This window comes from Pseudoalteromonas sp. H105 (assembly GCF_001469215.1).
Lineage (GTDB): Bacteria > Pseudomonadota > Gammaproteobacteria > Enterobacterales > Alteromonadaceae > Pseudoalteromonas.
Genome location: NZ_LOFH01000002.1, coordinates 511,528 through 537,921 on the forward strand (window position 1 = coordinate 511,528; position 26,394 = coordinate 537,921).

Below are 26,394 nucleotides of genomic sequence, written 5' to 3' on the forward strand. Positions count from 1 at the left end.
AACAATATGATAAAGGTCAGTGTTTTAATCGCGTTACTTGCAGGTGTTATTACGCCAGTTAGTAACGCACAATTTCAATTTTTAGGTGATAAAACGGCTATCAGCCTATCTTATGATGATGCGTTAGTGAGTCAGCTTGAAAATGCTGTTCCGGCATTGAATTCGCATGGGTTTAAAGCGTCGTTTTATATTATTCCCACTTCGCAGGCAATAAAAACTCGCTTAGAAGACTTTAAAGTATTAGCAAAGCAAGGGCATGAACTGGGTAATCACAGTTTATTTCACCCGTGTAGCGGGTCTAAACTTCATCGAGAGTGGGTGACTTCAGAACAAAACCTAGATAATTACACTCCTGAGCGTGCTATTCGCGAAGTATTAATCGCCAATGTGTTTTTGCAAGCGATTGATGGTCAAACCCAACGCACATTTACGCCGCCTTGTTTTGATACTCAAGCAGCAAACAAGGACTTTATTGACCGACTTAAAGCGCATTTTGTCGCAATTAAAGGCGTTGGCAATGACAATGGGCAATCTGTATTGTGGGCACCCGTTGGGGTAAGTGGGCAACAGCTCATTGAGTATGTCAAAGGCGTACCGCAAGACGTTAGGCTAATTAATATACTTTTTCATGGTGTAGGTGGCGATCACCTAAGTGTATCCTCGCATGCTCATTCGCAGCTTCTAGCTTATTTAGCTGCGAATAAAGAACATTACTATGTTGATTCTTATATTAATATCATGAAAAAAGCGGCAAACAACTGAGTCAACTGTATAGGGTAACAATACAAACTAATTAGCTTGCTATTATTACGATATATAAATTTTATATCTTTTTACCTTTTCTTACAGAGGAAATACCTGTGACTAATTTTAAAAGCGTCGACGACTTGTAAAACGGTTGTTTATTAGTAAGGCCAAGGCAGATAGCAAATATGGCATTACAATCAGAACATAGATTCCATTAAAGCGAATAACAATAACAATAAAGGAAACGCACGTGCTATTTCGTATTTTAAAACTTACCTTCGTCTGGGGCCTACTAACACTAGCTGCATGTAGTGGAGAGGATGTCTTCGAATCTCCTCCACTATCACAGTTCCAGCATACAGACATAACCCTAGAGTCAGCAGCAGTATCGCGTGACGGGCAGCTCAGCATTGTATCAGAGCAAGGTAAAGTATGTGTCTGGAATAATAACAACAATACGCGCCTATTTGATTGCATTACCGGTGATGATGCTAAGCATATTGAGTTAGTTGGGTTAAGTGATGATAAGACAACGTTTTATATCTCAAATAGGATGGCGATACACGCTTTCTCATTGCAAACAGGCCAGCTGATAGGTAGTTGGTCAACAGGGCAAAACATAGCGCGCGATATTGCCATATCTGCTAATGGGCACGTGTTACTGGTTGGCTACCGCACGGGTGAAGCAGAGGTGATCAATACACGCACTCAGCACAACACGTTATTTAAAATCCATCGCCTTGATATTAATTCGGTGGCGTTATCGGCAGATGGTCGCACAGCGATAAGTGGATCAAGTGATAAATATGCTTATGTGTGGTCAACGCTAAGTGGCGAGATTCTACAAAAATTTAAACTTGCGACACGGGTTAACCATGTCAGTATGAATGAACAAGGCAGCTTAGGCTTTGCAATAGATTCGGTGGATGATCGTGTATTTCTTGACTTACAATCAGGTGAAGAGTTATCGGAGCTAAACATTTTTGCTAATTTTATTGAGTTTAACGACTCACAATTTATTAATAATGATAAATGGTTTTTAACGGGATCGCCTAAGAGCAAAATTTATTTATGGCAGGTTGCCAGTGGTAATTTACTAGCTGAATATGGTGCAGCGACAAAAGGCCAGCGCAGTTCAATTTTAGCGGTGGGGTTTGATGAAGGAGCGCAACAAATCACTACACAAAACAGCAGCGGCGTACTCGAAATATGGCCATATCAAAGTCAAAGCAAAAAAGACTAATATGATCTTGAGATATAAACATTTTATCAGTCACTAAAATGGAGTGCTGTTTGCTTTTTTAGTGCTACGCACTTATTCCCAAAAATGAAACAGCTTTTTTAGAAAGCTGTAAAGGGGGTTTCCAAAGCCTAAAGGTTGCTTAATGTAGCTCGCTAGTTAATTAGGTTTTTTTGCTGATGCAAAGCGCTTTAATGTCATTTATCAAAGCAATGCCATCTGCGTTATCACCATGCACACAGAGGCTGTCTGCATTTAAAGCCAATTTCTTACCGCTGTTGGTTGTTACTGTCCCATCGGTAAGTAGTTGCTTTACTTGCGCTAGTATAGCCACCTTATTATGCACGCTGCCTGCTATGTTACGCGATACTAGGCGGCCTTCATCGGTGTATTGTCTATCTGCAAAGGCTTCTAAAATAACTCTGATGCCATACTGTTTTGCTAGCTGTTTATGTTGCTCTGCTTCGTTGGTTGCTAAAATCATTAACTTTAGTGAAGGTGAGTAGCAAGCAATGGCCTCCATGACAGTGTGTAAAATCACGTCATCTACCATCATATCATTATATAAAGCGCCATGAGGCTTGACATAGCTAAGCGTAAGCCCATGCACCTTAGCCATTCCTTCAATAGCAGCAATTTGATAGTGCAAACAATTGGTGAGTTCGTCTTTTGACAGCGCCATTGAGCGCCTACCAAAGCCTTGTTTATCAGGATAGCTTGGGTGTGCACCAACCTCTACGGCGTTATGTTTTGCAAGTACTAAGGTATTTGCAATTACATCGCTATCGCCTGCATGAAAGCCGCAGGCTATATTGGCCATATCGATATGGGGCATTACATGGTCATCAAGGCCCATTTCCCATGCTCCAAAACTTTCACCTAAGTCACAATTGAGCTTCATAGTAATTCACTTAACGTTTAATAATTTATGCAAATACACCGAGGTACCTTTGCTTTAATGCAGTTCAAAAGGATGCAATATGTGTGTTTTGAATATCGGTTATCAGCATGTGCCCCGGGCTGTGCGTAATGCAAAAGTCGGGTGCAGCCTGTGCAATGGCTACTTGTGCCGTCACACCACATGCCCAAAAAACAGGGACTTCACCTTCTTTAATGCTAACAGATTCACCATAGTTCGGCCGATTTATATTTTTAATACCAATAGCAGCAGGGTCGCCAAAATGAATAGGTGCACCATGAACGTCAGAAAATCGACTACTGATTTGAATCGCACGAATAGCATCTGCAGGCTTCATTGGACGCATACTCACCACCATATTGCCATGAAAAATACCGGCACTTTCGCATGGTATATCTGTGATATACATGGGTACGCTTTTATGTTCAGTAACATTACGTATCTCAATGCCTGCATCTTTTAAGGAATCTTCAAATGAAAAGGAGCTGCCTATTAAAAAGCTGACTAAGTCATCTTGCCAGTACTCTTTGATATTTGTAACCTCATCAACAAGTTGACCTTTTTTATAAATTCGGTAGCGAGGAAGATCAGTTCTGATATCTAAATCATGTGCAACATTAGAAATATTAACGGCGCCAGGTTGCTGGCTACTCGCGATGATAGGGCACGACTTTTTATTGGCTTGGCAGAACTGTAGAAAGTCAAATGCATAACGCTTAGGTAAAATCACTAAATTTGCTTGCACAAAGCCGGGCACGAAGCCTGATGTGCTGCCTGTATAATCTTCATTACGGATCATGTTGCGGATAGCGTAAGGGGTGGTTAGTGAAGCGTTATGTTGCATAGAGTCCTCTAATTACGATTAAAGCCATTTACCGTGACAGGTAATATACCTGTTGCAATGTGTTTACCAACTAATACTTTAGCAAGAGCCGTAAAAGCAGGGCCTGCTACTTTAACACTATTATCTACATCTATGTTATACGCATAAGTTGCTAGAATTGCATCAGCATATTGGCTGAATTTTGCAATATCGTAAGGCGCTCTTAGACTAACAAATACCGTTTTTTTATTTGCCTGTTGTGATTGGTGTAACAGCTTTTCGAGCACAGCGCTTTGCTCTGACTTAGCGACTGTAAACTCTGGGTCATCAGCTAGATCATCCATGCCGCCAATCTCAACAGCACTTTGCGCAGGCGATGCATTTGCAGCTATGATGACATCTGCTTGATTGATTGCTTTAAGAGTGGATTTAGGATCGAAGCCCTGTAAGCTTGTGCAAGAGAATTGATAACTGTAATCAGCATGCTCTTTTATAGCCTGTTCAAGAGCCATACACTTTCGCGTGTCAGGCATAATAAGGTGTATTTTGAGGTTGTTAGCTAGTTTTAAAGGCAGTGTTTGGTTATCATTTTTAACCTCAGTGATAGCAGCTAAGGCCAGTTGAGCCTCAACATCACGATGCATTGGTTTACCTAAAGTGTGTTGCGCTGCTTTAATGGCGGCGGGCTCATCTAGCACAGTGGTTAGTTTAAATTTTTCTTTTAGACGTAAAATTCTCTGTGCTGATAGCGCGACTTCCTGCGCATTTAAGTTTCCCTGCTCTACCTCTTTAACAAGGCGTTCTATTAGTGCTTTCAGCTCGATTAAGTCATCAGGTTGGCGGATTTCGATTGGCATCAAAGCGATATCAACACCTGCCGAAAATGTATTCACGACGGCTTCAACGGGTTCAAAAAAGTGGCTGATCCCTGCCATATCAAGCGCATCAGTTATAACGACTCCTTGATAGTTTAATTCCCCCCGTAAAAGGTTCGTTATGATTTTACGCGACATTGTAGCCGGCTTTATCATGGTTTTACCGTCTTTACTGACAAAGGTGCTGTCATCAAGCGCAGGATATTGAATATGTGCCGTCATAATCATGCCAGGGTTTTGGTTTTTAATAATATCCTTGAATGGTGGCAGATCTTGCTGCCAAATTGTGTCTTTGTCGTGCTCGACTCTAGGCAGACCTGTATGACTGTCTACATTTGTATCACCATGACCTGGGAAATGTTTTAGCGACGTGATCACTGCGTTATCTTCAAAAGCAGCCACTTGCGCGCCGCCAAGTATGCCAACTAAAGTTGGATCTTCGCTGTATGAACGCACATTGATAACAGGGTTATTAGGGTTCATATTCACATCGATTGTAGGCGCGTAATTCACGTTAACGCCAATAGCTTTAAGTTCAGTAGCAATTACATGTGCTGATTGTGACGCAAACTTTGTACCGTGCGAAGGGTAAGTGGCGCCAATAGACATGTTACCGGTAAATGAAGTGCCTATATGGCGTGGTATCCTTGCAACACGTCCACCTTCTTGATCTATCGATATAAATAACGGGGCACCTAAACTGGATTTGGCTGCGGCTTGTTGCATTTGATTATTGAGCTTTACAATTTGTGCAACATTATCAATATTTTCAGCAAAGAGAATAACGCCACCTATATTAAATTGGGTGATCGTTTGCGCTAAATCTTGAGGAAGTTCAGTCATTGGTTTGCGACATTTCTTCTTGCTACTTTTCTCACAGTAGTAACGAAAATCAAGCATCAGCTTTTGACCAATTTGTTGTTCTAGCGTTAAGTTTATTGCTGCAATGGTCGATTTCATTGAAATAATGCACCCTAATCCAAAGGTAATTGATGTAATGGCAAGCTTAGTTAACACTGTTAGCTCCAAAGCTGTCTTGTTCAAAGTTGCAAGAGTCGTACGTTTATTGTTGCTCCAAACTTTAGCTTTTTTGATAGTTGGCCGCAAAGCTGAAAAGCAACACTGTTTTGATTCTACCTTAAAAATTAGTGCAATAAAAAAATAGTCATCTCGTTTTTAATTGAGGTTATGCAGCTGCTAAAGCAAAAAATAACAGTATTATTTTGTTCGTGTTGAAAGCCAAATATGCGCTTAATGAAAGACGAATCTAATGAGTAGAGTTTTTGTTCTAAATCAAGAGTAGGGTGGCTCAAGGTAGATCTTTATCATACTTTTTGGTACAGTCTGCTCACTTTATAGCCAGGGAGTTTTAAGGCGCATTTTTTACCAACGTTGAGTTATATTTTGCGTAACCTTAAAAATCATTTAAAAATAAAGTTAGATTTAAAAAAATTGATTTTATTTTTAGCTATATCAGCCACCATTGTTACTTTTTTAAATAGCTTTTATTCAAGTTATCAAGTTCAAAAGCAACAACTGCAGTCACAAACCCTCAAAAGTCAAAGTGCTTATGCTGCAAAGCTCAGTTTAGCAACAGAACGTTTTTTGCATGCCACACAGCAGCAGCTCGCTTATTCAGCCAATATAATTGCTAACAATTTTGATAATAAAGCGATTTATCAACAAGAAGTTGAGCGTTTAAGGCTACAAACAGATAGTTTTAACTCTACTGTCGTTGTTGAAGCGCAAGGAGTGGTGCTTGAAGTGTCGCCTGCGAGTTTGCAGTTAAAGGACACTAAACTTGAAAGCTTTGGCGCCATACAAGCGCGGACTATTCAAAAGCCGATGATAAGTGACCCATATATTTCTGCCGCTAACAACCTGATTATTTTTATTTCACACCCATTATTTAGCAGTACAGGTGAATATTTGGGTTATGTTGGTGGTGCTATTTATTTAAAAGAAGAAAGTATTCTGCATAGTTTGCTGCAAACGCACTTTCATCAAGATGGTTCATATTCTTATGTTGTTGATAAAAACAGACGCCTTCTTTATCACCCAGATAAGTCAAGAGTCGGAGAACAAGTATACAACAACAAAGTGATCGAGTCGGTTCTCAATGGTGAAAGTGGCACACAGCACGTGACCAATAGTAAGGGCGTCGATGTTTTAGCAGGCTATGCTCCGCTTAATAGTGCAAAGTGGGGAGTGATAACACAACGTCCATTAGAGAAAACGCTAGAGCCGTTAGAAGGACTGATGGTTAATGTACTTTACCGCACATTACCCATAGGCTTTGCTACGTTTATTTTTATTTGGCTGTTAGCGCGAATAATAGCTCATCCCTTAAGAGGCTTAGCGGAGACAGCGGATGAACTGGATAGTCCTGAAGCGTCAAAGCAGCTTAAACAAATTCACTCATGGTATTTTGAAAGTGCAGAGTTACGCAAGGCAATGCTCAAAGGGGTGGGCATTTTACAAAATAGGATTTTTGAACTGCGCCATGAAGCGCAAACAGATCCATTAACGGGCTTACACAATAGACGCAGCTTAGATTCAATTCTTGATCAGTTAGTCGATAGTGGTACTCCTTTCGCTGTATTAGCGCTAGATATAGATTTTTTTAAACGTGTTAACGATGAGTTTGGCCATGATATTGGAGACAGTGTTTTACAATCTTTAGCAAAAGTAATTATGAATGTTACGCGTGCGAGTGATTTTGTAGTGCGCACTGGGGGTGAAGAGTTTATTGTGATATCACCAAATGCATCAAGCCGGACAGCCTATGTTCTTGCTGAGCGGTTACGAACTGGTGTTGCAAAAACACTGATGCCCCCAGTTGGCCACATTAACATATCAGTGGGCATTTCTGGTTGGCCTATACACGGAAAAGCGATTGGCGAGATATTAAAAAGTGCGGACAAAGCCCTTTATGAAGCTAAAAATACAGGGCGCAATCGATGTGTACTTGACCCTGAATATGGCTATGTTGATAAAGCTATCGTTGCTTAGATAAGTGGAAGCCAGTCAATTGTAAGATGTGATGAAATTTGTCAGGTTCACACTAAGGTTTGAGCTTTGTTTGTCTTTGTAGGGATGTTTATGCGCGTTAGGTGTAGCCTCAGTTAATTAACCTGAACTCTGGATAATAAATTTATTTCCAGCGGCTACTTTAAGCGCTAACTGCGTTGAATTTACTTGCAATAGGCAAGCTATTGACGCATAAATTCGCCTTGTTACCCCTGAAAGTCTCCGGCTGGAGAGTTATAAAAAATTTATTATTTAATATCAGTATATTAGCACATCCCTTAACCAGAGTTCAGGTTAATTAGGCTATGTCAGTGATGAGTAATGAAAGTGAACAACTTCGCTTAACCTTAAGCGAGGTTCGCTATAGTAGAATAAGCAATCCCATCCATTCCAGCATGACTTCGAAGAAAAACGCTAAAATACAATATGATTGTTTAGTGGTTATTTCTGCTGGCGAATTTCAATGTATTTTATTACCCATGTTCTGATTTATCTTCATAAACACAAAGATAATGTTTGACATATTCTTACAACTCTATATAGTAAGCCGCAGCTAGAAAGAAAGCATGTAATTTATAAATCTCCATTGCGTTGTTGTATAAGTAATACTTGTAGTACCGTCCTGAAGTTTTTAAGTACCATCTCATTTTTTGCTACACCCGCCCATATGGGCATTATTTTTATTTTTTATATCAGGATATTACTATGTCTAACATCGTATCAGGTACAGTTAAGTGGTTCAACGAGTCTAAAGGTTTTGGTTTCATCGAGCAAGAAAATGGCCCAGATGTTTTCGCACATTTCTCAGCAATCAAAAGCGAAGGTTTCAAAACTCTTGCTGAAGGCCAACGTGTAGAGTTCACTCTTTCACAAGGTCAAAAAGGTCCTCAAGCAGAAAACATCACTGCTGTATAATTTTACCCTTAGGTAGAATTCAAAAAGCGCTTATATAGCGCTTTTTTTGTGTCTAAAAATCAAGAGTAGGTAAGCAGGCGTTAACTTGCTTACCTTTTTATTAGTTCACAACTGTTGTGAGACCTCTTCGTTTTAGTAGTGCCTTGGTACTTGGTTCTTGGCCTCTAAATGCTTTATAAGATTCCATTAGATCACGAGAGTTACCTACTTCTAAAATCTCTTTTCGGTATTTATCGCCTATTTCACGCTTTAAACCGCCTTCTTCTTGCACGAAAGCGTAGGCATCAGCAGCTAAAATTTCACTCCACATGTAGGCATAATAACCTGCAGAATATCCGCCACCCATAGAATGTGAAAAATACGCTGATTTATAACGTGGTGGGATAAATGGTACATTTATATTGTGCTTATCCAGTGCTGTTTTTTCAAACTCAACAATGTCCTGTAAAGGTGCATCCGCAGGAACTGAGTGCCACTCCATATCAAGCAACGCCGCAGCAACATATTCTAAAGTATCAAATCCTTGGTTGAAGCTACGTGAATCAATGACTTTTTTAAGTAAGTCTGCTTGTATCGGCTCACCTGTTTTATAGTGTTTCGCGTAGTTTGCAATCACTTCAGGGTGCATCGCCCAATCTTCTTCAAATGTTGAAGGGAACTCAACAAAGTCACGTGATACAGATGTACCCGCTAAGCTAGGATATTTAACTTTGGTTAACATACCGTGCAAGCCATGTCCTAATTCATGGAAAATAGTTGTGGCTTCTGAATAGCTAATTAACGTAGGTTCGCCTTCAGGTGCTTTTTGGATATTCATCACATTCACAACGACAGGCTTGTTATTTAATAACTCTGAAGGTCTTACGAATGAACTCATCCAAGCACCGCCTCGTTTTCCTTCGCGTGCAAAGTAATCTGCGTAGAAAATAGCTAAACTTGTTCCATCGTGATCAAATAATTCATACGCTTTTACATTAGGGTGATACACAGGTAAGTCTGGGCGCGGCTTGAAGGTGACACCGTAAAAGCGATTCATGGTATAAAAAACACCATCTTCAAGCACGCGATTAAACTCAAAGTATTCTTTTACAGCATTTTCATCGAGGTTGTATTTATCTTTACGTACTTGCTCTGCATAATAAAACCAATCCCAAGGTTGTAACTCAAAGTCTTTACCTGATGCGTTTATTTTAGCTTTAATTGCGCCTGCTTCTGCGTTTACATTTTGTAGTAATTGCGGAACCATTGAGCCAAACATGTCGTACACGGCGCTTGGTTTTTTCACCATTTGTGACTCTAAGCCATAATCGGCATAACTGTCATAGCCAAGCAGAGCTGCACGCTCTGAGCGTAACTTAGCGAGCTTAGGTACCATATTACGGTTGCTGTTCTTACCAGATAATGCTCGATCTGCAGATGCTTGCCACACTTTTTCACGTAGCTCACGATTTTCTAATGAGGCTAAAATAGGCTGGCGAGTCGTATTTGTGATCTTAATTAAATATTTATCTTTATGCCCAGCTTCTTTGGCTGCATTAGCTAATTGCTGAATTTTACTTTCGGTTAAACCAGCAAGCTTTGATTTATCCTCAATTAGAATCGTATTAGATTGCATGAGTGCCAGTAAGTTTTGGCTAAACTCAGTTGTTAACTTAGAAAGCTGAGCATTAATATCGCGGATCTGCTGTTGCTGATCATCATTTAACTGAGCACCAGCACGAATAAAACGCTTATAATACACTTCTAAAAGGCGCGACTCTTCAGCTGTTAGGTTTAACTGTTCTTTATTATTAAACAGGCTTTCTACTTTTGAGAATAGCGCTTTATTTAAGAAGATATCATCGCTATGCGCAGCTAACTTTGGTGCTAATTCTTTTTGCAGTTCACGTCGTGTAGGGTTTGAATCAGTCCCTGATAAGTTAAAAAAGATGCTACTTGTGCGGCCTAATAGCTCTCCACTTCGTTCTAATGCAACAATAGTATTAATAAAGCTTGTTGGTGTTGTATTTTCTACGATCAAGGCAATTTCTTGTTTTTGCTGCTTTATACCTTTAGTAAATGCGGGTAAAAAATGTGCATCCTCAATCGCTGCAAAGTCAGGTGCTTGGTACTGAAGTGAACTTGGCTTCATTAGTGGGTTGATATCTTGTTGTTGTGAGGACACTTCAACAGCTGTGGTCGTTTTGCTTGCATTATTGGCATTAGTGTCGACAGGCTCAGAGCAGGCTGTTAAAAATAATGCCGAACTAATGGCCGTTGCTAAAATTGTTTTCATTTTTTCTCTCTTGTTAGTTAATATTAAAAGTGGCACTTAACGCACAGTGATCGCTTAACATTGTGGTGGGTGCTTGTTGTGAGTATTTGTGAAACATGACAAGTGAGGAAAGCTTACGGGTCATTGTTGGCGAAGAAATTATATGATCAATGGGTGCAGGGTATTTAGGGTGACAACTTTGTTTACCGTCGGTCAGAACTGTTAGCTTACTGTTTGCAGACATATTTTCAGGTATTAAAGTGTTGCGTAATGTGTTTTTGTCATCTGCTAGGTGGTGGTTAAAGTCGCCTAACATAAGCCACTGCTCACCAGGGAGTATTTGACTCGCAACATGCTGTTTTAGAAGCTCAGCTTGTTTGGCAAATATTTGACAGCTTTTACTGTCGCTTTGGCTGTAGTTTTGAGTAAAGCATCCGCTTTTAAGATGAAGGTTTAACAAGTTTATTGTTTGATTATTATATTTCAGTGACAATTGTAAGCCTTCTCTTGCACCGAGCTTTACCTCAGAAAATGAGGTTAAGTGTTTTATGTCGCTTACTGTAATTGACTTTTTTACAGCAAAGGCGACCTTTTGCTGTGTAGATAGATTGCCATTACCACGACATTTATAACTGGGGGAGTCGTTACGCGATGACATAATGACTTGCCATTTTTCAGGATTAAATATGCGCGAAACAGCAGCCTCAGAGGCGACTTCTTGTAAAGCAAATACATCAGCATCGATAGTATTAACATATTGAGTTAACTGGTTATAGTCACTTTCAGTGCGCATCTTGCAGCCTTGATCACCATCACTAGCAAGGTGTTCTACATTCCAAGTCGCTACTGTTAATTTATGCGCTGAATATAACTCCCCTTGGCTGCAGCCAAGTAAACCTAAACTTGAGGCAAAAAGTAAAAAGTTAATTTTTTTCATTGGTAAAAAGTCATTAAATGAATTTAAAGTAATGTTGTATTGTATCATTTGTGATTTGCAACTTAGTTGCGATAGGTTTCTATCAAATAGGCCACACTGTTTTCATTGAGTTATTTGACGAGGTGTATAAAGCTACTTATTATTAAGTATCTTTTAGTCTATAAGTGGTTAGCGCTATATTTATTCGACACAGTTTTGCGTGCTTATTGTTAATGAGTAGCTACATTGCATACTCTAAGCCGGTTATTACCATTTATACTGAGCAATTTCCGCCCTATAACTTTTCAAATAAAGGCCAGTTACAAGGGGTGAATCTTGATATTACACGTGCCTTGTGTAAGCGAGTCAATGTTGATTGTCAATTTGAGTTGCTTCCTTGGACACGGGCGTATCACTTGGCTCAGAAAAATAAAGCTTCAGGTTTAGTGTCGACCGCGCGTTCACCTGAGCGGGAGTTACTTTTTCAATGGGTTGGTCCATTAATCTCTTCACGTACTTTTTTTTATCGACTCACAAGTAATCGTCACATTAATCCGACTGATTTGAGCCAAGTCAGTAATTATACTTTGGGATTAGCAAGAGGGGATGTGTACGAGCAATTAGTACATGATATTGGCTTTATCAAAGATAAAAACTTACTAAACTTTTCCCACCATTATGAATACATCAACTTATTTTTTAAAAATAAAATAGACCTAATTCTAGGATCAGAGTCTACGATTGATTATCAATTACAGCAGTATGGTCATGACAGCAGTGAAGTCGTAAAGTTAGTCGAATTGCCCGTTAATAAGTTAAAAGGTAATTACCTTGCCTTTAATAAATCAGTGCCAAAAGAAATTGTTGAGAAGTTTAATCAAGAGTTGGCAGCATTAAGAAAAGTAGACGACTTAGACACTTTTAGACAGCGATATTTTAACAAACGCTGATTTGACAATACTTAACGATTTTTAATGAGTGTTTTATATTCGGACGTTTTTTTGACTTCATTAAATGCACTTTTTAATGCACCAACAATTTTTGCTTCGGTATTTATATTTGCTGCAAGATAACCAAAAACAGCAAGCTCATCAATAGCATATATAAAGCTCAGTTTACCGTGATCGATTGCCAGTTGTTCACCCATTGCAGGTAGATAATTCTTATCATCTATGATCAAATCAACTTTTTTTGCGAGCAATAAGTGGTAAGATTTTCTTATATCTGAGGTTATTAATAAATCAAATCCATGCTTTGATAGAACCTGAAAAGCCAAATCATGTCGTTGAACTGCTACTTTGTATTTTTTAGCCTCTGCTATACTTGTTATTTCAATATCTCTACGTTCAGAGAGCTTTACAAAGCCTAATTTAAATTGTGCAACAGGACCGACCCAATGGAATAGCATTTCTCTTTCAGGGGTTCTCGCTAGGCTATAGATGAGAGTGTTATCGAATTTGCTGGCTAATTTGTATGCCCGTGCCCATGGATAAATTGAGAAAGAGGCATCCAGTTCGGCTTCAGCTAAGATACGTTTGACAATGTCAGTGCTATGACCAGCAACTTCATTATTAATGCGAGTTTGATTAGGTGGTGAAAGCTCCGTCACTACTTGTAACAGGGGTTGGCAAAGGCTTAATAGCGGAAACAGCATTAGCAATGAGTAAAACAGCGCTCGCATTAATTAACCCTAATTTACCGTGATAGGATCAGTATAGTAACAAAGGTGAGAATAAGAAAAGTTAAAGGTATTAAAACGATAAAAGGGCCTTGCGGCCCTTGGTGAAGTATCGTTCAAGTCAGATAATGCTTTAACCCCTTAAAGCGTTATCCTATTGTTTTGCAACTAAGGCTCATCTCAAAGTTTCTAAGCTAGCGAGAGGAAAAAACCTGCAATTGCGGCGCTCATAAGGTTAGCCATAGATCCTGCTAACACTGCTCTGAGCCCTAAGCGTGCGATATCCTTTCGCCGACTAGGCGCCATACCGCCTAATCCACCTAGTAAAATAGCTATCGATGATAAGTTAGCAAACCCACATAACGCGAATGTGACAATCGCTTGTGTGTGCGCACTTAACGTATCGCGATAATTTATAAAGTCTAAGTAAGCAACAAATTCATTCACTACTAACTTTTGACCAATAAAACTGCCGGCTATAATTGCTTCACTCCATGGTACACCGAGTAACCAGGCAACTGGGGCAAATATATAACCTAAAATTTCTTGTAGAGTCAGTGTTGGGTAATCAAACCAACCACCAATACCACCTAATAAACCGTTTAAAAGCGCGATTAAAGCAACGAACGCTAATAACATGGCTCCTACATTGAGCGCTAAATGCATACCGTTTGCGGCGCCAGATGCGGCTGCATCAATCACATTTACTGGTTTATCTTCATTATCATCAAGATCGGCCAAAGTATCTTTTGGGGTTTCAGTTTCTGGCACAATCATCTTGGCCATTAAAAAACCACCAGGCGCGGCCATAAAGCTGGCTGCTATTAAATACTTAAGTTCTACACCAATTATAACGTAACCGGCCATGACTGAGCCTGCTACAGTGGCTAGGCCACCCACCATTACTGCAAATAACTCTGATTTAGTCATCGTTGCAATAAAAGGTTTAACAATCAACGGAGCTTCAGTTTGGCCAACAAATATATTAGCGGTCGCTGAAAGCGATTCAGTACGCGATGTTTTCAACAGTTTTTGTAAACCACCGCCGAGGATTTTGATAATCCAATCCATAATGCCGATATGGTAGAGCACTGCAACAAGCGCAGAGAAAAACACAATAACAGGCAAAACTTGTACCGCAAAAATAAACCCTAAAGTATCTTGGCTCGCAAGCGGACCAAATAAAAATGATATTCCGTCATTGGCAAATCCAATTACCGATGATACGGCTTTTGACATGCTTACTAAGGCGTTTTTACCTGCTTCGAAAAACAGCACAAACCCACCAATAATGAACTGCATGGCAAACGCAATACCCACCGTTCTTAAACTAATCGCTTTTCGGTTGGTTGACGCCGCAAAAGCAATGCCTAGCAGCACACACATGCCGACTAAGCTCATAAATGTTGTCATTTGTGATTATTTCCCGTTGTTATTTTTGCAGTAAATATTTTATTTTACTTTTAATTATATCAATCGCAACACGATTCATGCCGCCACGTGTGACCACTAAATCAGCCTTGTGCTTTGAGGGCTCAATAAACTGATAAAACATCGGTCTCACCGTCGCTTGATATTGTTCAACAACGGACTGTAATGTTCTGCCTCGTTGCTCCATATCACGTTGCATACGGCGCATTAGGCAAATATCAAGGGGTGTATCTATAAACACTTTGATATCAAATTCTTTATTTAGCGCGTTATCGCTAAGCAATAAAATCCCTTCAACTATAAGAATCTCTGCTGGCATCACGGTGCGAGTTTTGTCGCTACGCGTGTGCTGGGCATAATCATATGTCGGAACTTCGACTGCTTCCCCATTGCGTAATTGAGTCAGGTGTTTACACATTAACTCATGTTCAAACGCATCAGGGTGGTCGTAGTTCGTTTGCGTACGATGGTCAAACGGTAAATGCGATTGATCTTTGTAGTACGCATCTTCTTCGATCACGGCGATAGCGCCTGGTTCAAGCTCATTAACCAACTCATTGTAAATAGTTTGGCTAAAAAGAGATTTGCCCGACGCAGAAGCGCCAGCAATAGCTATTATTGTTCGTGTCACTAAAGTTCTCATCCACACATAAGGATACATTGTTGGTAGATCACAATAGCAAAAAAGACACGATTAATCTCTCTTGCTTCGCTCTAAGATGTGAAATTTATAATGTTTAGGTTTTATGAAACAGGACTTATGTCCTGTACGGTAAAAAGCAACAGCAGATAAAGTAGCCACATTGGATTAACGAGGTGAGTATGGCAAGAGCAATTATATTGATGGCAGATAGCTTAGGCATAGGTGCTGCTCCTGACGCTGATAAATTTGGTGATTTAGGCGCAAACACATTTGCACATCTGTTGAAAGCTTACTCAGAGGAAACGGGCGAACAACTTTCGCTACCGAATTTATCGCTATTAGGGTTGATTGATGCATGTGAAGCGGCAGGCAAAGAGCCTTGCTTAGTTAGCGACCGCCAAACACCAATTGCAGCATGGGGTTATGCTAAAGAACTTTCAAGCGGTAAAGATACACCATCAGGTCACTGGGAAATGGCGGGTGTACCTGTGTTATTCGATTGGGGTTATTTCCCGAATACACAGCCTTGTTTTCCACAAGAATTTATTGACGAGTTAATTACTCGCACCGGTATTCCTGGCATTTTAGGTAACTGCCATGCCTCAGGAACTACTATTTTAGAACAGCTAGGTGAAGAGCATATCAAAACTGGTATGCCGATTTGTTACACCTCAGCTGATAGCGTGTTTCAAATAGCCGCGCATGAACAAACTTTCGGTCTAGAAAAACTTTATCAGGTCTGCGAAATCACACGGGCGCTGCTTGATGAAATGAACATAGGACGAGTGATTGCGCGGCCATTTTTGGGTTCAAATAATCAAGACTTTGCTAGAACGGGCAATCGTCGTGATTATTCAGTATTACCGCCAGCACCAACATTGCTAGATAAGCTAGCAGAGGACGGCGGCGAAGTAATTAGCATTGGTAAAATTGCAGACATTTATGCACACCAAGGCATTACCCAAAAGCACAAAGCCCCAGGCTTGCAAAACTTACTCGAAAAAACGACTGAGGTAATGGCAACTGCGCCAGATCATAGTCTGATTTTTACGAACCTTGTTGATTTTGACGAAAAGTTTGGCCATCGTCGCAACCCTGTTGGGTATGCTAAAGCGCTTAAAGAGTTCGATGACTTTTTACCGACTATACTTAAGCAGCTAAATGATGATGATATTTTAATAATTACAGCGGATCACGGTTGTGACCCAACATTCCCGGGCAGTGAGCACACCCGTGAATATGTACCTGTAATTGCGTACCAACCAGGTCTTGAAAATACGGCCCTTGGTGAACGTGCTAGTTTTGCAGACATAGGTCAAACCCTTGCCCAGTGGTTTAACTTACCTGCACTTGACTATGGTGAAGGCTTTATAGACAAGCTAAAAGCGCCAATTGTAAAAGGAAACGAATAATGAGTACTCCGCATATCGAAGCGAACAATGGTGATTTCGCAAAAACGGTTTTAATGCCAGGCGATCCACTACGCGCGCAATATATTGCAGAAAACTTTCTTGATAACGCAGTTAAAGTAACAGGCGTTCGTAATATGTATGGCTTTACCGGTACCTACAAAGGTAAGCCAGTCAGTATTATGGGGTCTGGGATGGGTATTCCATCTATGTCAATTTATGCCCGTGAATTGATAGTTAGTTACGGCGTTGAAAACCTTATTCGTATAGGCACATGTGGCGGTATTGGTAGCGACATTAAAATTCGTGATGTTATCTTTGCACAAGGTGCCAGCACAGATTCAAACGTAAACCGTGCTCGCGTACGTGGCTATGACTTCTCTGCTATTGCAGATTTTGACTTACTTTTAAACGGTGTTAATGCCGCTAAAGAGTTAGGTATCAAAGCAAAAGTAGGTAATGTATTTACTACAGATACTTTCTATCAAGCGGACAATACTTTTTATCAAGAGCTTGATAAGTTAGGCATGTTAGCTGTCGATATGGAAACAGCAGGTATGTATGGTGTTGCAGCCGAATACGGTGCAAAAGCCATGGCGTTATTCACTGTTAGCGACCACGTAATTACCGGTGAAGCTACGCCGAGCGATGAGCGTCAAAGCACATTTAACGAAATGGTTAAGATTGCGCTTGAGTCAGTAGAAGCGTAATCAGCAAAGTTCCTTGGTAACGTATTCACTCGTTTGGAGACACGCCCAAATACAGTGAGACTAACCTCCCAAAGCCGCATTTATGCGGCTTTTTTTATACCTCTGTCAAAGCAAGTAATACCAACTCGCTTAATTAAGTGATCTATTATGAGGGTAGAAAAACGTGTTGATAGCAAGGCAAAAAATTCGCTATTTAGTTGTTCTAAGTAGCGAATTTTTTAACGCAGCTAGCGACACGTTTAGCCCAGTAAAATGATTAAGTATTATTGCGGATTGGTATTACTTATCGGTCTTCAACTGCTTAGCACGTTCTTCTGCTGCAATGAGTTCCGCTGACTTTGGAACCGTTTTTTTGGGTTCGATGGTTGGCTTTTCTTTTGTGCTTGGGTCCCATGTAGGGTCTAACGAGAGATTTGCAAACGGATTGGCTTTAACTTGTTTATCAGATGTTTCATCTACTCTTTCTGAAGAGCTGCCTTGCTCAGTAATCTGTGTATTTAATGTATTGAGCGCTAGTTCAATCTCATGCTCTTCAGTGCTGATGTTTTGTTGCTGTTCACTTTTATCTGCTGGATCAATTGTTTGCTCAGACATCTGCTGCTTTAAAGCACCTTGATTATTACTTCGCTCACTTAAAGGATCTGTCGTAGTATCAGCCAAATCAGCGAGAGAGTCTTCCTTTAAAGTATCAATAGGAGTCTCTTCAACTCGAGCTTGTGGAGGCAATTCTTCTTTCTTCCCTGGCAAGGGGGCATCAGGGTCAAATATCCGTATTTCTGGTTCTTTAAAGTCATGTTCGTTTTTAAGCAGTGTCGATAATGACTCATCAGCAGTTTCATGGTTTGGTTCATCGTATGTGGCGTCAGGTTCAATAGGCTCTATTTCGCGCTCTTTATGTTCATTCAGCTCATCACCTGCTGTGTTGGCTTCGAGTTGTTCTGGTGAGTCTACAGAGGGCGTATTTGCAACTTCAGGGTTAACTGTGTGCACGTTGGGTTCATTGATGTCTTGCTCAATGGGCAATTCCTTTTCAGGGGCTGCTGTATCTGTGTGTAATGTGCCCATACCTGCTTTTGAGTCCGAAACTGACGTTTGCTGCACATCTTGCTTGGTTGGCATTGTGACAGGCGTTACCACTGCGTTACTGATAGGCGTAGTGGATGATTCGGCTGATTGCTTTTTAATGCGAAGTTTATAAATCACTAATCCAGCAATCAGTAACACTAACACGATAATAAGAATCGGCGTGGTCAATGATGTTGACTGACCACTTGCGGCTATGACAGGTGATGTAATCGTTGGCACTTTAGCTACTTTTAAAGCTGGCTTAGGTTGCGACTCAACGGGAGTAACCTGAACGTTGGACTCTATTTTTGTCTCGTTCTCGGCCTCAATAAGTGGGTTTTGATTAACCACTGTATTTGTTTTCTCTAAATCTGATTCAGATAATTCAACCTCAGATTGTTTTGGCGTGTCATTTGCGTCAAGGGGGTTTACACTTTCGTTTATTGATAGGGTATTTTCTACAGCACTTTGCTCGTTAACGCTTTTGGGGTCATTGCGCGCATCGTTATCTTGTTGAGTACTTTGACTGTTTATAACCGGTGCTGGTTCTGTAATAGTTTGCTGAGGTTTTTTTTCAACAGGTGGTGGGTTGTTACAGTTTTTATTAAAGTCTCTTCTTGCGTTTCGATAACTGCGACTGCTTTTATCATCACTAAATTGCTGCATCTGTTGTTTATACAAAATACACATCGCTTCGTTGTATTTTGCTGTGGTGTTAAAACTACAGGTAAGCAACGTCAAAAAGAAAAAGCGTAAAAATAAAGTCATTGGCGCACATTTAATGATAAATAAACAATAGTCTTAGTTTAATATTACTCAGACAAATTATCTAGCCAGCAATTAGAAACGCCCGTGTGCGAATGTTAATCAAGCAAGTAAAACTTATACAAGCGGGCGAAAGTATTGCTCGTCGCCTTATTCTTTAACGGACTTACTTTTATTCTATAGCCATTAATGAGCGGTATTCATCATAGGCAAACTGATCCGTCATACCACTAATATAATCTTGAATAAGGCGACAACGGTAGTAAAACTCATAGGCAGCAAAGTGGTCGGGTTCGTGCGTTAAATCATTAATTGCTTTTTGATAGCTATTAAGGTGTTTATTAGAAAGCTTTTTTATTAACCTAGACTCAATCAAAAATGTTGTATCTCCTTTTATTACTCGTTTAAATTCATCGCAGTTAAGTGCTAACAAGGGTTTATAGCAGTCAAGCAATCCGGTAATAATACGATAACCTTGTAACTCTAACTTACCTACTTCTTGGTGGTTGAATACATGTTCAAGCGCCACTTGCTTTAATGTTTTAGTGACTGCATGTAAGTGGCTATTGTCTTCAAGAAGAGCATGGTTAAAATCGCCATGATAAATAGCCTCAATATGTTCAATAAAACGATTTGCTGCATGGTTTACAAGTGGGTGCAGTAACGACACCCTCAAATAAATAAAAAACTCACTATTAAAGTTATAAGGTTGAGCAGCGGCTTTGTTGAGTGCGTAATCAATTGCTTTCTCAACGAAATTTAAATGTTCAGTGTCATCAATCGTTAGATTAATAAGGGTGCGTTTAAATTGGTATTTTAATTTATCGCATAATAGTTCAACACTGATAATGCCTTTTTCTACCGCGTCTTCTATATCTGCTAAACAATAGGAAATATCATCCGCAGCTTCCATAATATAGCTTGCTGGGTGACGACAGTATTGATTTATTTCAAGCTCATTTTGTAGTGTTTCAATAAACGGTTTCTCGCTGAAGTAGTACCCTACTTTTTTCATCAGGTAGTTTTTATCTTTTGGACTGTCTTGTTTTGCCATACTGGCTGGACGGGTATATTTTAGAATCCCTGCCGTTTGACTGTAGGTTAAGTTTAAGCTGAGTAGTGAATGCACAATACGAATTCCTTGTGCATTGCCCTCAAAGTTTTGAATGTCTTCAATTAAGTGCTTAAAAATAACATTAATACCGGTATTTGGGGTTTGGCAGCGCTCAGGTGTGACACTGGTTAAATGAGAGCGAAACCACTTATTAATAGCCGCCTCACCAAAATGACCAAACGGTGGGTTGCCAATATCGTGCATTAGGCAGGCCATTTCAACTAAGCTTTCTAATGGTCGCTCTAAATCTTTTAAGCCATAATTAATAATTTGCTCTTGCGTTAAAAAATGAAAAATACGTTGCACGATGAATCGGCCTACTTGTTGCACCTCAAGTGAGTGTGTAAGCCTTGAGCGGACCGCTGCGTTGCGCTCCAATGGGAATACTTGCGTTTTTTGTTGTAAGCGCCTAATGGCCGCACTGTTGATTATTCGACCACGATCGCTTTCCAATGCCATGTTTAGATTAGCTGTGCTGCGCTCGGCTCTGGCGGGTGTTATTTTCTTTTGAAAGTCGATCATAATAAATCCATTCATATGTGGTCTATGCCTTAAATCTAACAGCTTGAAATAATAGGTAAAGCTATTTTATTCCTGCGTAAATTTTTCTATGATGGCAACGCCAAACTTTTAGGAGTGCTTTAATGCGCCAACTACTTTTCAATTTAACTATTATTGTCCTTTTATTACTGAGCCTGCCAACCAAGAGCAGTGAAGAGCAAATCGTCGTACTTATTTCTCTCGATGGCTTTCGGTGGGATTATATCGAAAAGCATGGTGCTAAAAAAATAGCTAATATTGCGAAGCAAGGAGTAAGAGGCCACAAAATGCGGCCGGTCTACCCAACAAAAACATTTCCAAACCATATATCGATGGTTACGGGTTTTTACCAATAAATCATGGTGTTGTTGAAAATCGTTTTTGCGATACAAAACGAAGCGACTGTTACAGAATGGGTAAAGGAAAAGATGACAGCACGTGGTTAAGTGGCATTCCACTTTGGAATTTAGCGTCTATGCAAGGGTTAAAGTCGGCAACCTATTTTTGGCCCGAGTCTGATGCTCGCTTTAACGGCATGCTACCCGATTATTATTACCATTATTCAAAACACAGCGATTATCAAAAAAGAGTTGATCAAATCGTGCAGTGGCTAACACTGCCAAAAGAACAACGGCCACGTTTAGTGATCAGCTATTTTTCTTTAGTAGACACTATGGGCCATGAATTTGGTCCTGATGCAGTACAAACTCGAGGCGCTGTTCAGAAACTGGACAATTTAATAGGGCAGTTACATAATCGAATCAATGAATTATCGATTAATGCCAATTTAGTATTGGTATCAGATCATGGTATGAGCCAAGTTGATCCTGAGCAAAGTATTGCGTTAGATACCTTACCAAAAGATGATGCGTTTATGGTTAAAAATACCGGTCCTCGGGTACTGCTTTATGCGAATAAGGGAGTCACTCAAAGTCAAATTGACGCATATACCCAAACCACCTCAAGATGCGAGTTTCAGTTGGAATTAAAAGCGATTTAGGCAAGGCATTGATTGCAAATAATAGTGGTTCTATTGTTAAAATTAATAACGCAGTATAAATCGCTTTTAAACCAACCCGCTGGGCGTTTCACAGGCACTTACTCTCATCGTTGTTATTTTTTAAAAGGGACTGCCATTGTTGCAAAGTAACGCCTTGATATTATGCCCCTGTGAAACGCTGAATTCTGTATCTTGAGATGGCTTGGGTATAGACCTTAGTCATAGTTTTAACTTTGTTCCTAGCACCTTAGGTTAATCTATGTATAAATAAGCGTTAAATACTCCTTAACCTAAGGTGCTATATGGGGCTATCCGATCAACTATTAAACCGAATTACGGCAGGGTTAGTCGCGGTGATAATCGGTTTCACCAGTTCGATAGCATTGATTTATCAAGTCGTCATTGTACTCGGAGGCACGCCTGAACTAGTCGCTAGCTGGGTGCTGATGCTCGGTCTTGCAATGGGCGGCACCTCCATTGCTTTGTCGTATTATTATAAACTGCCCATTCTTATTGCTTGGTCGACAACCGGGGCGGCATTGTTGATTACCAGCGCACAAGGTTACAGCCTAAATCAGGCGGTGGGAGCGTTTATGTTGAGCGCTTTATTGGTTTTTATTTCAGGGGTTACCGGTTGGTTTGAAAAAGTAATGCAACGGATCCCAAGTCAAATAGCCTGTGCCATGTTAGCCGGTGTGTTAGTCACGTTTGGAATTGATGTATTTAATTTTATGGGCGATAAGCCGATGTTAATTGGTGCAATGGTTTTAACGTATTTATTGTGTAAACGACTAATGCCTAGGTTTGCGATGCTCATGGTGCTTATTGCAGGTTTTGTTATGGCAGGTGCTACAGGCCAGATTGATACCAGTAGCTGGCAATGGAAAATGAGTGAATTTACTTTTATTGCACCAGAATTTAACTTACAAGCCATGATCAGCATAGGTATTCCACTGTATATCGTTACGATGACATCACAAAACCTGCCCGGCATTGCTGTTATGAAAGCGCATAATTACCCCGCGCCGATTTCTGCATCACTTAATGTGACGGGTTTTACGAATATTTTGATTGCCCCATTTGGCGGTTATGCAATAAACCTTGCGGCCATTACTGCAGCAATATGCATGAGTGAAGATGCAGATAAAGACCCCAATAAGCGCTATTGGGCGAGTATTGCGGGCGGTGGCTTTTATATTTTAATGGCAATAGGTGCAGCTTCGTTAGTAGGGTTGGTAGCCAGTTTGCCACAAGCACTTATTCTTGCTTTAGCGGGCATTGCGTTATTTACCACTATTGCATCCAGTTTACAGCAAGCTTTATCCGATAGTTATTACACTGAAGCGGCCATGATCACCTTTTTAGTCACAGCCTCAGATTTAAGTTTGTACTCTATTGGCTCTGCATTTTGGGGGATTTTAGCGGGGGCGTTAACATTGTGGTTAATACCTCGAAAGTGAGTTTAACGTGTCAGTGATAACGTGACCCTTAATCACGTTATCACTGCGAAATTGTCAGTTTAAGTGACCGTGAGATGTCTAAAGCGTACGCGTATAATGGCCGTGAACAGACCACACAGGATCACAAATAAACCCATGCCATAATATAACTCATTGCTTTGAACTGGCTGCGCATTTGGTTTAAACATTGGAAATAAATCAAGATCCGCATTCGTCACAGGGATATCATCGAATAAATAAGGGTAAATAAATTCGCTGACTTGTTTATGATATTCGCTTACGTTTAAAAGGTATTGTTGATAAGCGAGGGTATCGGTTCCTGAAAACGTATTAAGGGCTTGTTGATAAACCAAGTTTGGTGATAACCAACTAATGCGTGATAAGCTGGTATCACGCGCTTGTTGTAAAGCAAGGTGCGCCTGCCAATGTTCATCAACAGCTAAATCACTAAGTTGATGCATGGCATAATACCATTTCCAGTGAAACCGCCCTTCAAAGTTAAGTTTTTCACTAAACTGAAGATACTGCTCACTAAAGCGCGTCAGCGCCGCTTGCATGTCCTGATCCCAGCCATCATTTAAGATTAAACGCTGTTCAACGCTGGCTTGTAATGCCGGTTGTTGCGTGTACTGTTGGTTTAAAATTAAATGAATGGCACCAGGTGTCAGCACAGCAAAAACAAGCCAAATGCTGATAAAGGCAAGGCTATTAAATAAGCCTGTTAGGTTTAAACTCACTATAACGCCAGCAATTAAAAACCACAGAGCGCAATACGCAATACTCAGCCCCACTACCGATAAAAACATCCCATTCAATGGTAATGTAAGCAAAGTAGCAGACACTATAAACAAAATAACAAGCAGTCCCGATACAATATAAAAACGTAACAGTAGCGCGCGTATCAGGGTCTTTTTAGCTGCGTTACCCGCAAACGCACTCAGCAGCCTAAAGCGGCCCGATTGACGCTCATCACTGAGTAAATTAACGGACAATACACCAATTAAAATGGGCAGCATATAGGCAAGCACAAAGCCTAAATCAAACCCACCGGCACGGTGTTTATTCGGGTTGATCACTTCTTTGTTATAAATTTGACCTTGTAAGGCCAAGGCGTTTATTTTCATTGCGGCTAAGTTATTTTGACTTTGCCCCGTAAAAAGCGCTGCCCACGGCGACAGTTGCCACTGTGTAGGTGCTTTTGCATAGTATGCAAGTGAGCCCATTTCTGGCAGGTTGCCTTTTTCTTTTAAGTGAGCGCGCTCTTTGTCAAACACAATCGTTGCAATGACTTGGTCTTTACGAATATTTTTATATGTGTTGGCTCCTAAAAAAATAGCGAGTAACGCACTGAGTAAAAACACCAACAAACTAATTTGGTTAGCGCGCGGCGAAAGTAATCGTTTAAGTTCAAATTTAAGCATGAATAAACGCCTTACGTTGTAAGCGTGGCGTGATCAACACAGCCAGCAGTAAAAAAGTGATAAGTCCAAAAGAACACGCAGCCACTAAACTATTTCTTAAGGACCAGCTTAGTGAAGCTGGCTGATAATCAAACTTAGGAAAGTTCTGCCACATTGATGACGACACACGTTGCTCACGGTCGTTGTGGTGATCAATCTCGTGAGTGTGTATCTTATTCAACCCTTGAATGCGTTTAAAACGATGCTGTTCAGCTTGTTGCTCAAAATCAAAAAAGTGCCGGCTGTCTACGCCACTAATCGCCATCGACAAGTCTCTGACTGCTAAATAAGGGTTAAGCCAGTAAAATTTGCTAATAAATGCTTGTTGAGCATTAAACTGATCAAGCTGATTTTGATAATGGCGTTGATATATTTCAGCACTAATACGCTCACCTTCTTGCATGATGAGCCCTCGGTAGTTCACCGGCAAATCTTCTACTGTATCTACAGCATACTTTTTTAAAATTTGTTGTTTAAACGCATTAAAATGAGGGTCGTTTGGGTTGTGGCTATTACCCACTTTACGAATGTCACTCTGCACAGCGAGTGACAACATATTGCGACTTTTATGTGGGTGTAATTGCTGTGCAATGTCAGCAAGTGTACGGGGTGTCAGCACCAGTAACACAAACCATAACGTAACTAGCGCTGTTAAGCTGTGCTTTGGCATGCGAGTGAGGCTTGAAACCAATAACACAACACCTATCCAAAATACGCAATAGGCTAAGTACAGTAAAAATAACAGCCCGACTCTATAAAACACAGCATCAGTAAACACAGCATCACTGGCTAACGACAGTACGATTGATACGATAAAAACAGGCAATAAAAAGGCACCGCTTAGTAACGTATAAGCCAAGCCTTTACCACACAATAAATGCGTAAACTTCACACCCACAGCCAACAGTTGTTTTAGCGTACCTCGCTGTTGGTCGCCACTAATGGTAGAGAACCCCAAAGCAATTAACACTAAAGGCCAAACAAATAAAAGTAAATTAGCCACGGATAACTCAGAAAACCTGAGTAAAGTTGTCGCCTGATCATCCTTAGCAAAATTAGCACTGTTTTGTTTATGTGCTTCTAAGAATACGCTGTTACCCACCCAGTTATTTACCCCAATATCAAAATAACTCAACGCACTGGGAGGGCGAAAAGCAAAATGCCCAAAGTGAGCCACTCGATGGGGGTGTCTGTCAGGTTGTGCTAGCCACTGTTGTTCAACTAAATGCTGTGAACTAATTTGCAATGCTCGGCTTTGTTGGTACTGCTGCCAACTGGTAAATAAAGCAACGGCCAGTAAAATTTGCATTAGAGCAAACAACAGCCAAAGCGTTTTATTTTTTGCCTTTTGTTTTAGCTCGTGTTTACACACGTGCCAACTTATTCCATTAGACATGTAT

At 40.4% G+C, this 26,394-nt stretch carries 20 protein-coding genes and 1 pseudogene; 9 read left to right on the plus strand and 12 right to left on the minus strand.

Annotated elements, in window-relative coordinates; genetic code table 11:
• The first annotated feature begins 6 nt into the window (after nt 1–6).
• On the plus strand, nt 7–762 hold the full coding sequence (locus tag ATS75_RS05735; RefSeq protein ID WP_082665411.1) for a polysaccharide deacetylase family protein: 756 nt from the start codon (nt 7–9) through the stop codon (nt 760–762).
• 235 nt (nt 763–997) lie between these two features.
• Nucleotides 998–1,990: a WD40 repeat domain-containing protein gene (locus tag ATS75_RS05740; protein WP_058559470.1), complete on the plus strand. Its 993-nt coding sequence runs from the start codon at nt 998–1,000 to the stop codon at nt 1,988–1,990.
• A 160-nt stretch (nt 1,991–2,150) separates the two neighbouring features.
• On the opposite strand, the gene ATS75_RS05745 is transcribed toward ATS75_RS05740, so the two are convergent.
• From ATS75_RS05745 to ATS75_RS05755, 3 genes are all read right to left on the minus strand, one after another.
• Nucleotides 2,151–2,888, minus strand: a complete 738-nt coding sequence (locus tag ATS75_RS05745) for a 5-oxoprolinase subunit PxpA (protein ID WP_058559471.1) — start codon at nt 2,886–2,888, stop codon at nt 2,151–2,153.
• A 64-nt stretch (nt 2,889–2,952) separates the two neighbouring features.
• Nucleotides 2,953–3,750 (minus strand): putative hydro-lyase, encoded by a 798-nt coding sequence (locus tag ATS75_RS05750; protein WP_058559472.1) that lies wholly within the window; start codon nt 3,748–3,750, stop codon nt 2,953–2,955.
• 8 nt (nt 3,751–3,758) lie between these two features.
• On the minus strand, nt 3,759–5,564 hold the full coding sequence (locus ATS75_RS05755) for a glycoside hydrolase family 3 N-terminal domain-containing protein (RefSeq protein WP_414858277.1): 1,806 nt from the start codon (nt 5,562–5,564) through the stop codon (nt 3,759–3,761).
• Between the two features lie 444 nt (nt 5,565–6,008).
• On the opposite strand from ATS75_RS05755, the gene ATS75_RS05760 reads away from it, so the two are divergent.
• Nucleotides 6,009–7,616 carry a sensor domain-containing diguanylate cyclase gene (locus ATS75_RS05760; protein ID WP_152996186.1) on the plus strand — a complete coding sequence of 536 codons (1,608 nt, stop codon included), beginning with the start codon at nt 6,009–6,011 and terminating at the stop codon, nt 7,614–7,616.
• Between the two features lie 723 nt (nt 7,617–8,339).
• Entirely contained in the window at nt 8,340–8,549 is a 210-nt protein-coding gene (locus ATS75_RS05765; RefSeq protein WP_058559473.1) for a cold-shock protein, read from the plus strand.
• Between the two features lie 100 nt (nt 8,550–8,649).
• On the opposite strand, the gene ATS75_RS05770 is transcribed toward ATS75_RS05765, so the two are convergent.
• Together ATS75_RS05770 and ATS75_RS05775 are read right to left on the minus strand one after the other, a co-directional pair.
• Complete coding sequence (locus ATS75_RS05770; protein WP_058559474.1) at nt 8,650–10,824, minus strand: M3 family metallopeptidase; 2,175 nt, start codon at nt 10,822–10,824, stop codon at nt 8,650–8,652.
• Nucleotides 10,825–10,837: 13 nt separating this feature from the next.
• Nucleotides 10,838–11,740 (minus strand): endonuclease/exonuclease/phosphatase family protein, encoded by a 903-nt coding sequence (locus ATS75_RS05775; RefSeq protein ID WP_161936884.1) that lies wholly within the window; start codon nt 11,738–11,740, stop codon nt 10,838–10,840.
• Nucleotides 11,741–11,952: 212 nt separating this feature from the next.
• On the opposite strand from ATS75_RS05775, the gene ATS75_RS05780 reads away from it, so the two are divergent.
• Nucleotides 11,953–12,669, plus strand: a complete 717-nt coding sequence (locus ATS75_RS05780) for a substrate-binding periplasmic protein (protein ID WP_058559580.1) — start codon at nt 11,953–11,955, stop codon at nt 12,667–12,669.
• Nucleotides 12,670–12,680: 11 nt separating this feature from the next.
• Here the strand turns inward: ATS75_RS05780 and ATS75_RS05785 are convergent, their stop codons facing one another.
• From ATS75_RS05785 to udk, 3 genes are all read right to left on the minus strand, one after another.
• On the minus strand, nt 12,681–13,400 hold the full coding sequence (locus ATS75_RS05785; protein ID WP_058559476.1) for a substrate-binding periplasmic protein: 720 nt from the start codon (nt 13,398–13,400) through the stop codon (nt 12,681–12,683).
• Nucleotides 13,401–13,586: 186 nt separating this feature from the next.
• The gene (locus ATS75_RS05790; RefSeq protein ID WP_058559477.1) at nt 13,587–14,810 is read right to left on the minus strand and encodes a NupC/NupG family nucleoside CNT transporter; all 1,224 of its coding nucleotides are present in this window, start codon (nt 14,808–14,810) and stop codon (nt 13,587–13,589) included.
• A 19-nt stretch (nt 14,811–14,829) separates the two neighbouring features.
• The gene (udk, locus tag ATS75_RS05795; RefSeq protein ID WP_058559478.1) at nt 14,830–15,459 is read right to left on the minus strand and encodes a uridine kinase; all 630 of its coding nucleotides are present in this window, start codon (nt 15,457–15,459) and stop codon (nt 14,830–14,832) included.
• 191 nt (nt 15,460–15,650) lie between these two features.
• On the opposite strand from udk, the gene ATS75_RS05800 reads away from it, so the two are divergent.
• Nucleotides 15,651–16,883, plus strand: a complete 1,233-nt coding sequence (locus tag ATS75_RS05800) for a phosphopentomutase (protein WP_058559479.1) — start codon at nt 15,651–15,653, stop codon at nt 16,881–16,883.
• Nucleotides 16,883–17,590: a purine-nucleoside phosphorylase gene (gene deoD / locus ATS75_RS05805; protein WP_058559480.1), complete on the plus strand. Its 708-nt coding sequence runs from the start codon at nt 16,883–16,885 to the stop codon at nt 17,588–17,590. Before ATS75_RS05800 ends, deoD begins: the two co-directional genes overlap by 1 nt.
• 279 nt (nt 17,591–17,869) lie before the next feature.
• Here the strand turns inward: deoD and ATS75_RS05810 are convergent, their stop codons facing one another.
• Nucleotides 17,870–19,423 (minus strand): hypothetical protein, encoded by a 1,554-nt coding sequence (locus tag ATS75_RS05810; protein ID WP_058559481.1) that lies wholly within the window; start codon nt 19,421–19,423, stop codon nt 17,870–17,872.
• A 169-nt stretch (nt 19,424–19,592) separates the two neighbouring features.
• A complete protein-coding gene (gene dgt / locus ATS75_RS05815; protein ID WP_201020952.1) occupies nt 19,593–21,059 on the minus strand; it encodes a dGTPase in 1,467 nt (488 codons plus the stop codon).
• A gap of 119 nt (nt 21,060–21,178) precedes the next feature.
• On the opposite strand from dgt, the pseudogene ATS75_RS05825 reads away from it, so the two are divergent.
• Both ATS75_RS05825 and ATS75_RS05830 read left to right on the plus strand, forming a co-directional pair.
• Nucleotides 21,179–22,023 (plus strand): annotated as a pseudogene (locus ATS75_RS05825) (ectonucleotide pyrophosphatase/phosphodiesterase); the annotation flags it as partial.
• 353 nt (nt 22,024–22,376) lie between these two features.
• The gene (locus tag ATS75_RS05830; RefSeq protein WP_058559485.1) at nt 22,377–23,534 is read left to right on the plus strand and encodes a benzoate/H(+) symporter BenE family transporter; all 1,158 of its coding nucleotides are present in this window, start codon (nt 22,377–22,379) and stop codon (nt 23,532–23,534) included.
• Nucleotides 23,535–23,593: 59 nt separating this feature from the next.
• On the opposite strand, the gene ATS75_RS05835 is transcribed toward ATS75_RS05830, so the two are convergent.
• On the minus strand, nt 23,594–24,955 hold the full coding sequence (locus ATS75_RS05835) for a DUF3526 domain-containing protein (protein ID WP_058559486.1): 1,362 nt from the start codon (nt 24,953–24,955) through the stop codon (nt 23,594–23,596).
• Nucleotides 24,948–26,390 (minus strand): ABC transporter permease, encoded by a 1,443-nt coding sequence (locus ATS75_RS05840; protein ID WP_058559487.1) that lies wholly within the window; start codon nt 26,388–26,390, stop codon nt 24,948–24,950. The genes ATS75_RS05835 and ATS75_RS05840 overlap by 8 nt, the downstream gene beginning before the upstream one ends.
• Nucleotides 26,391–26,394: the final 4 nt, after the last annotated feature.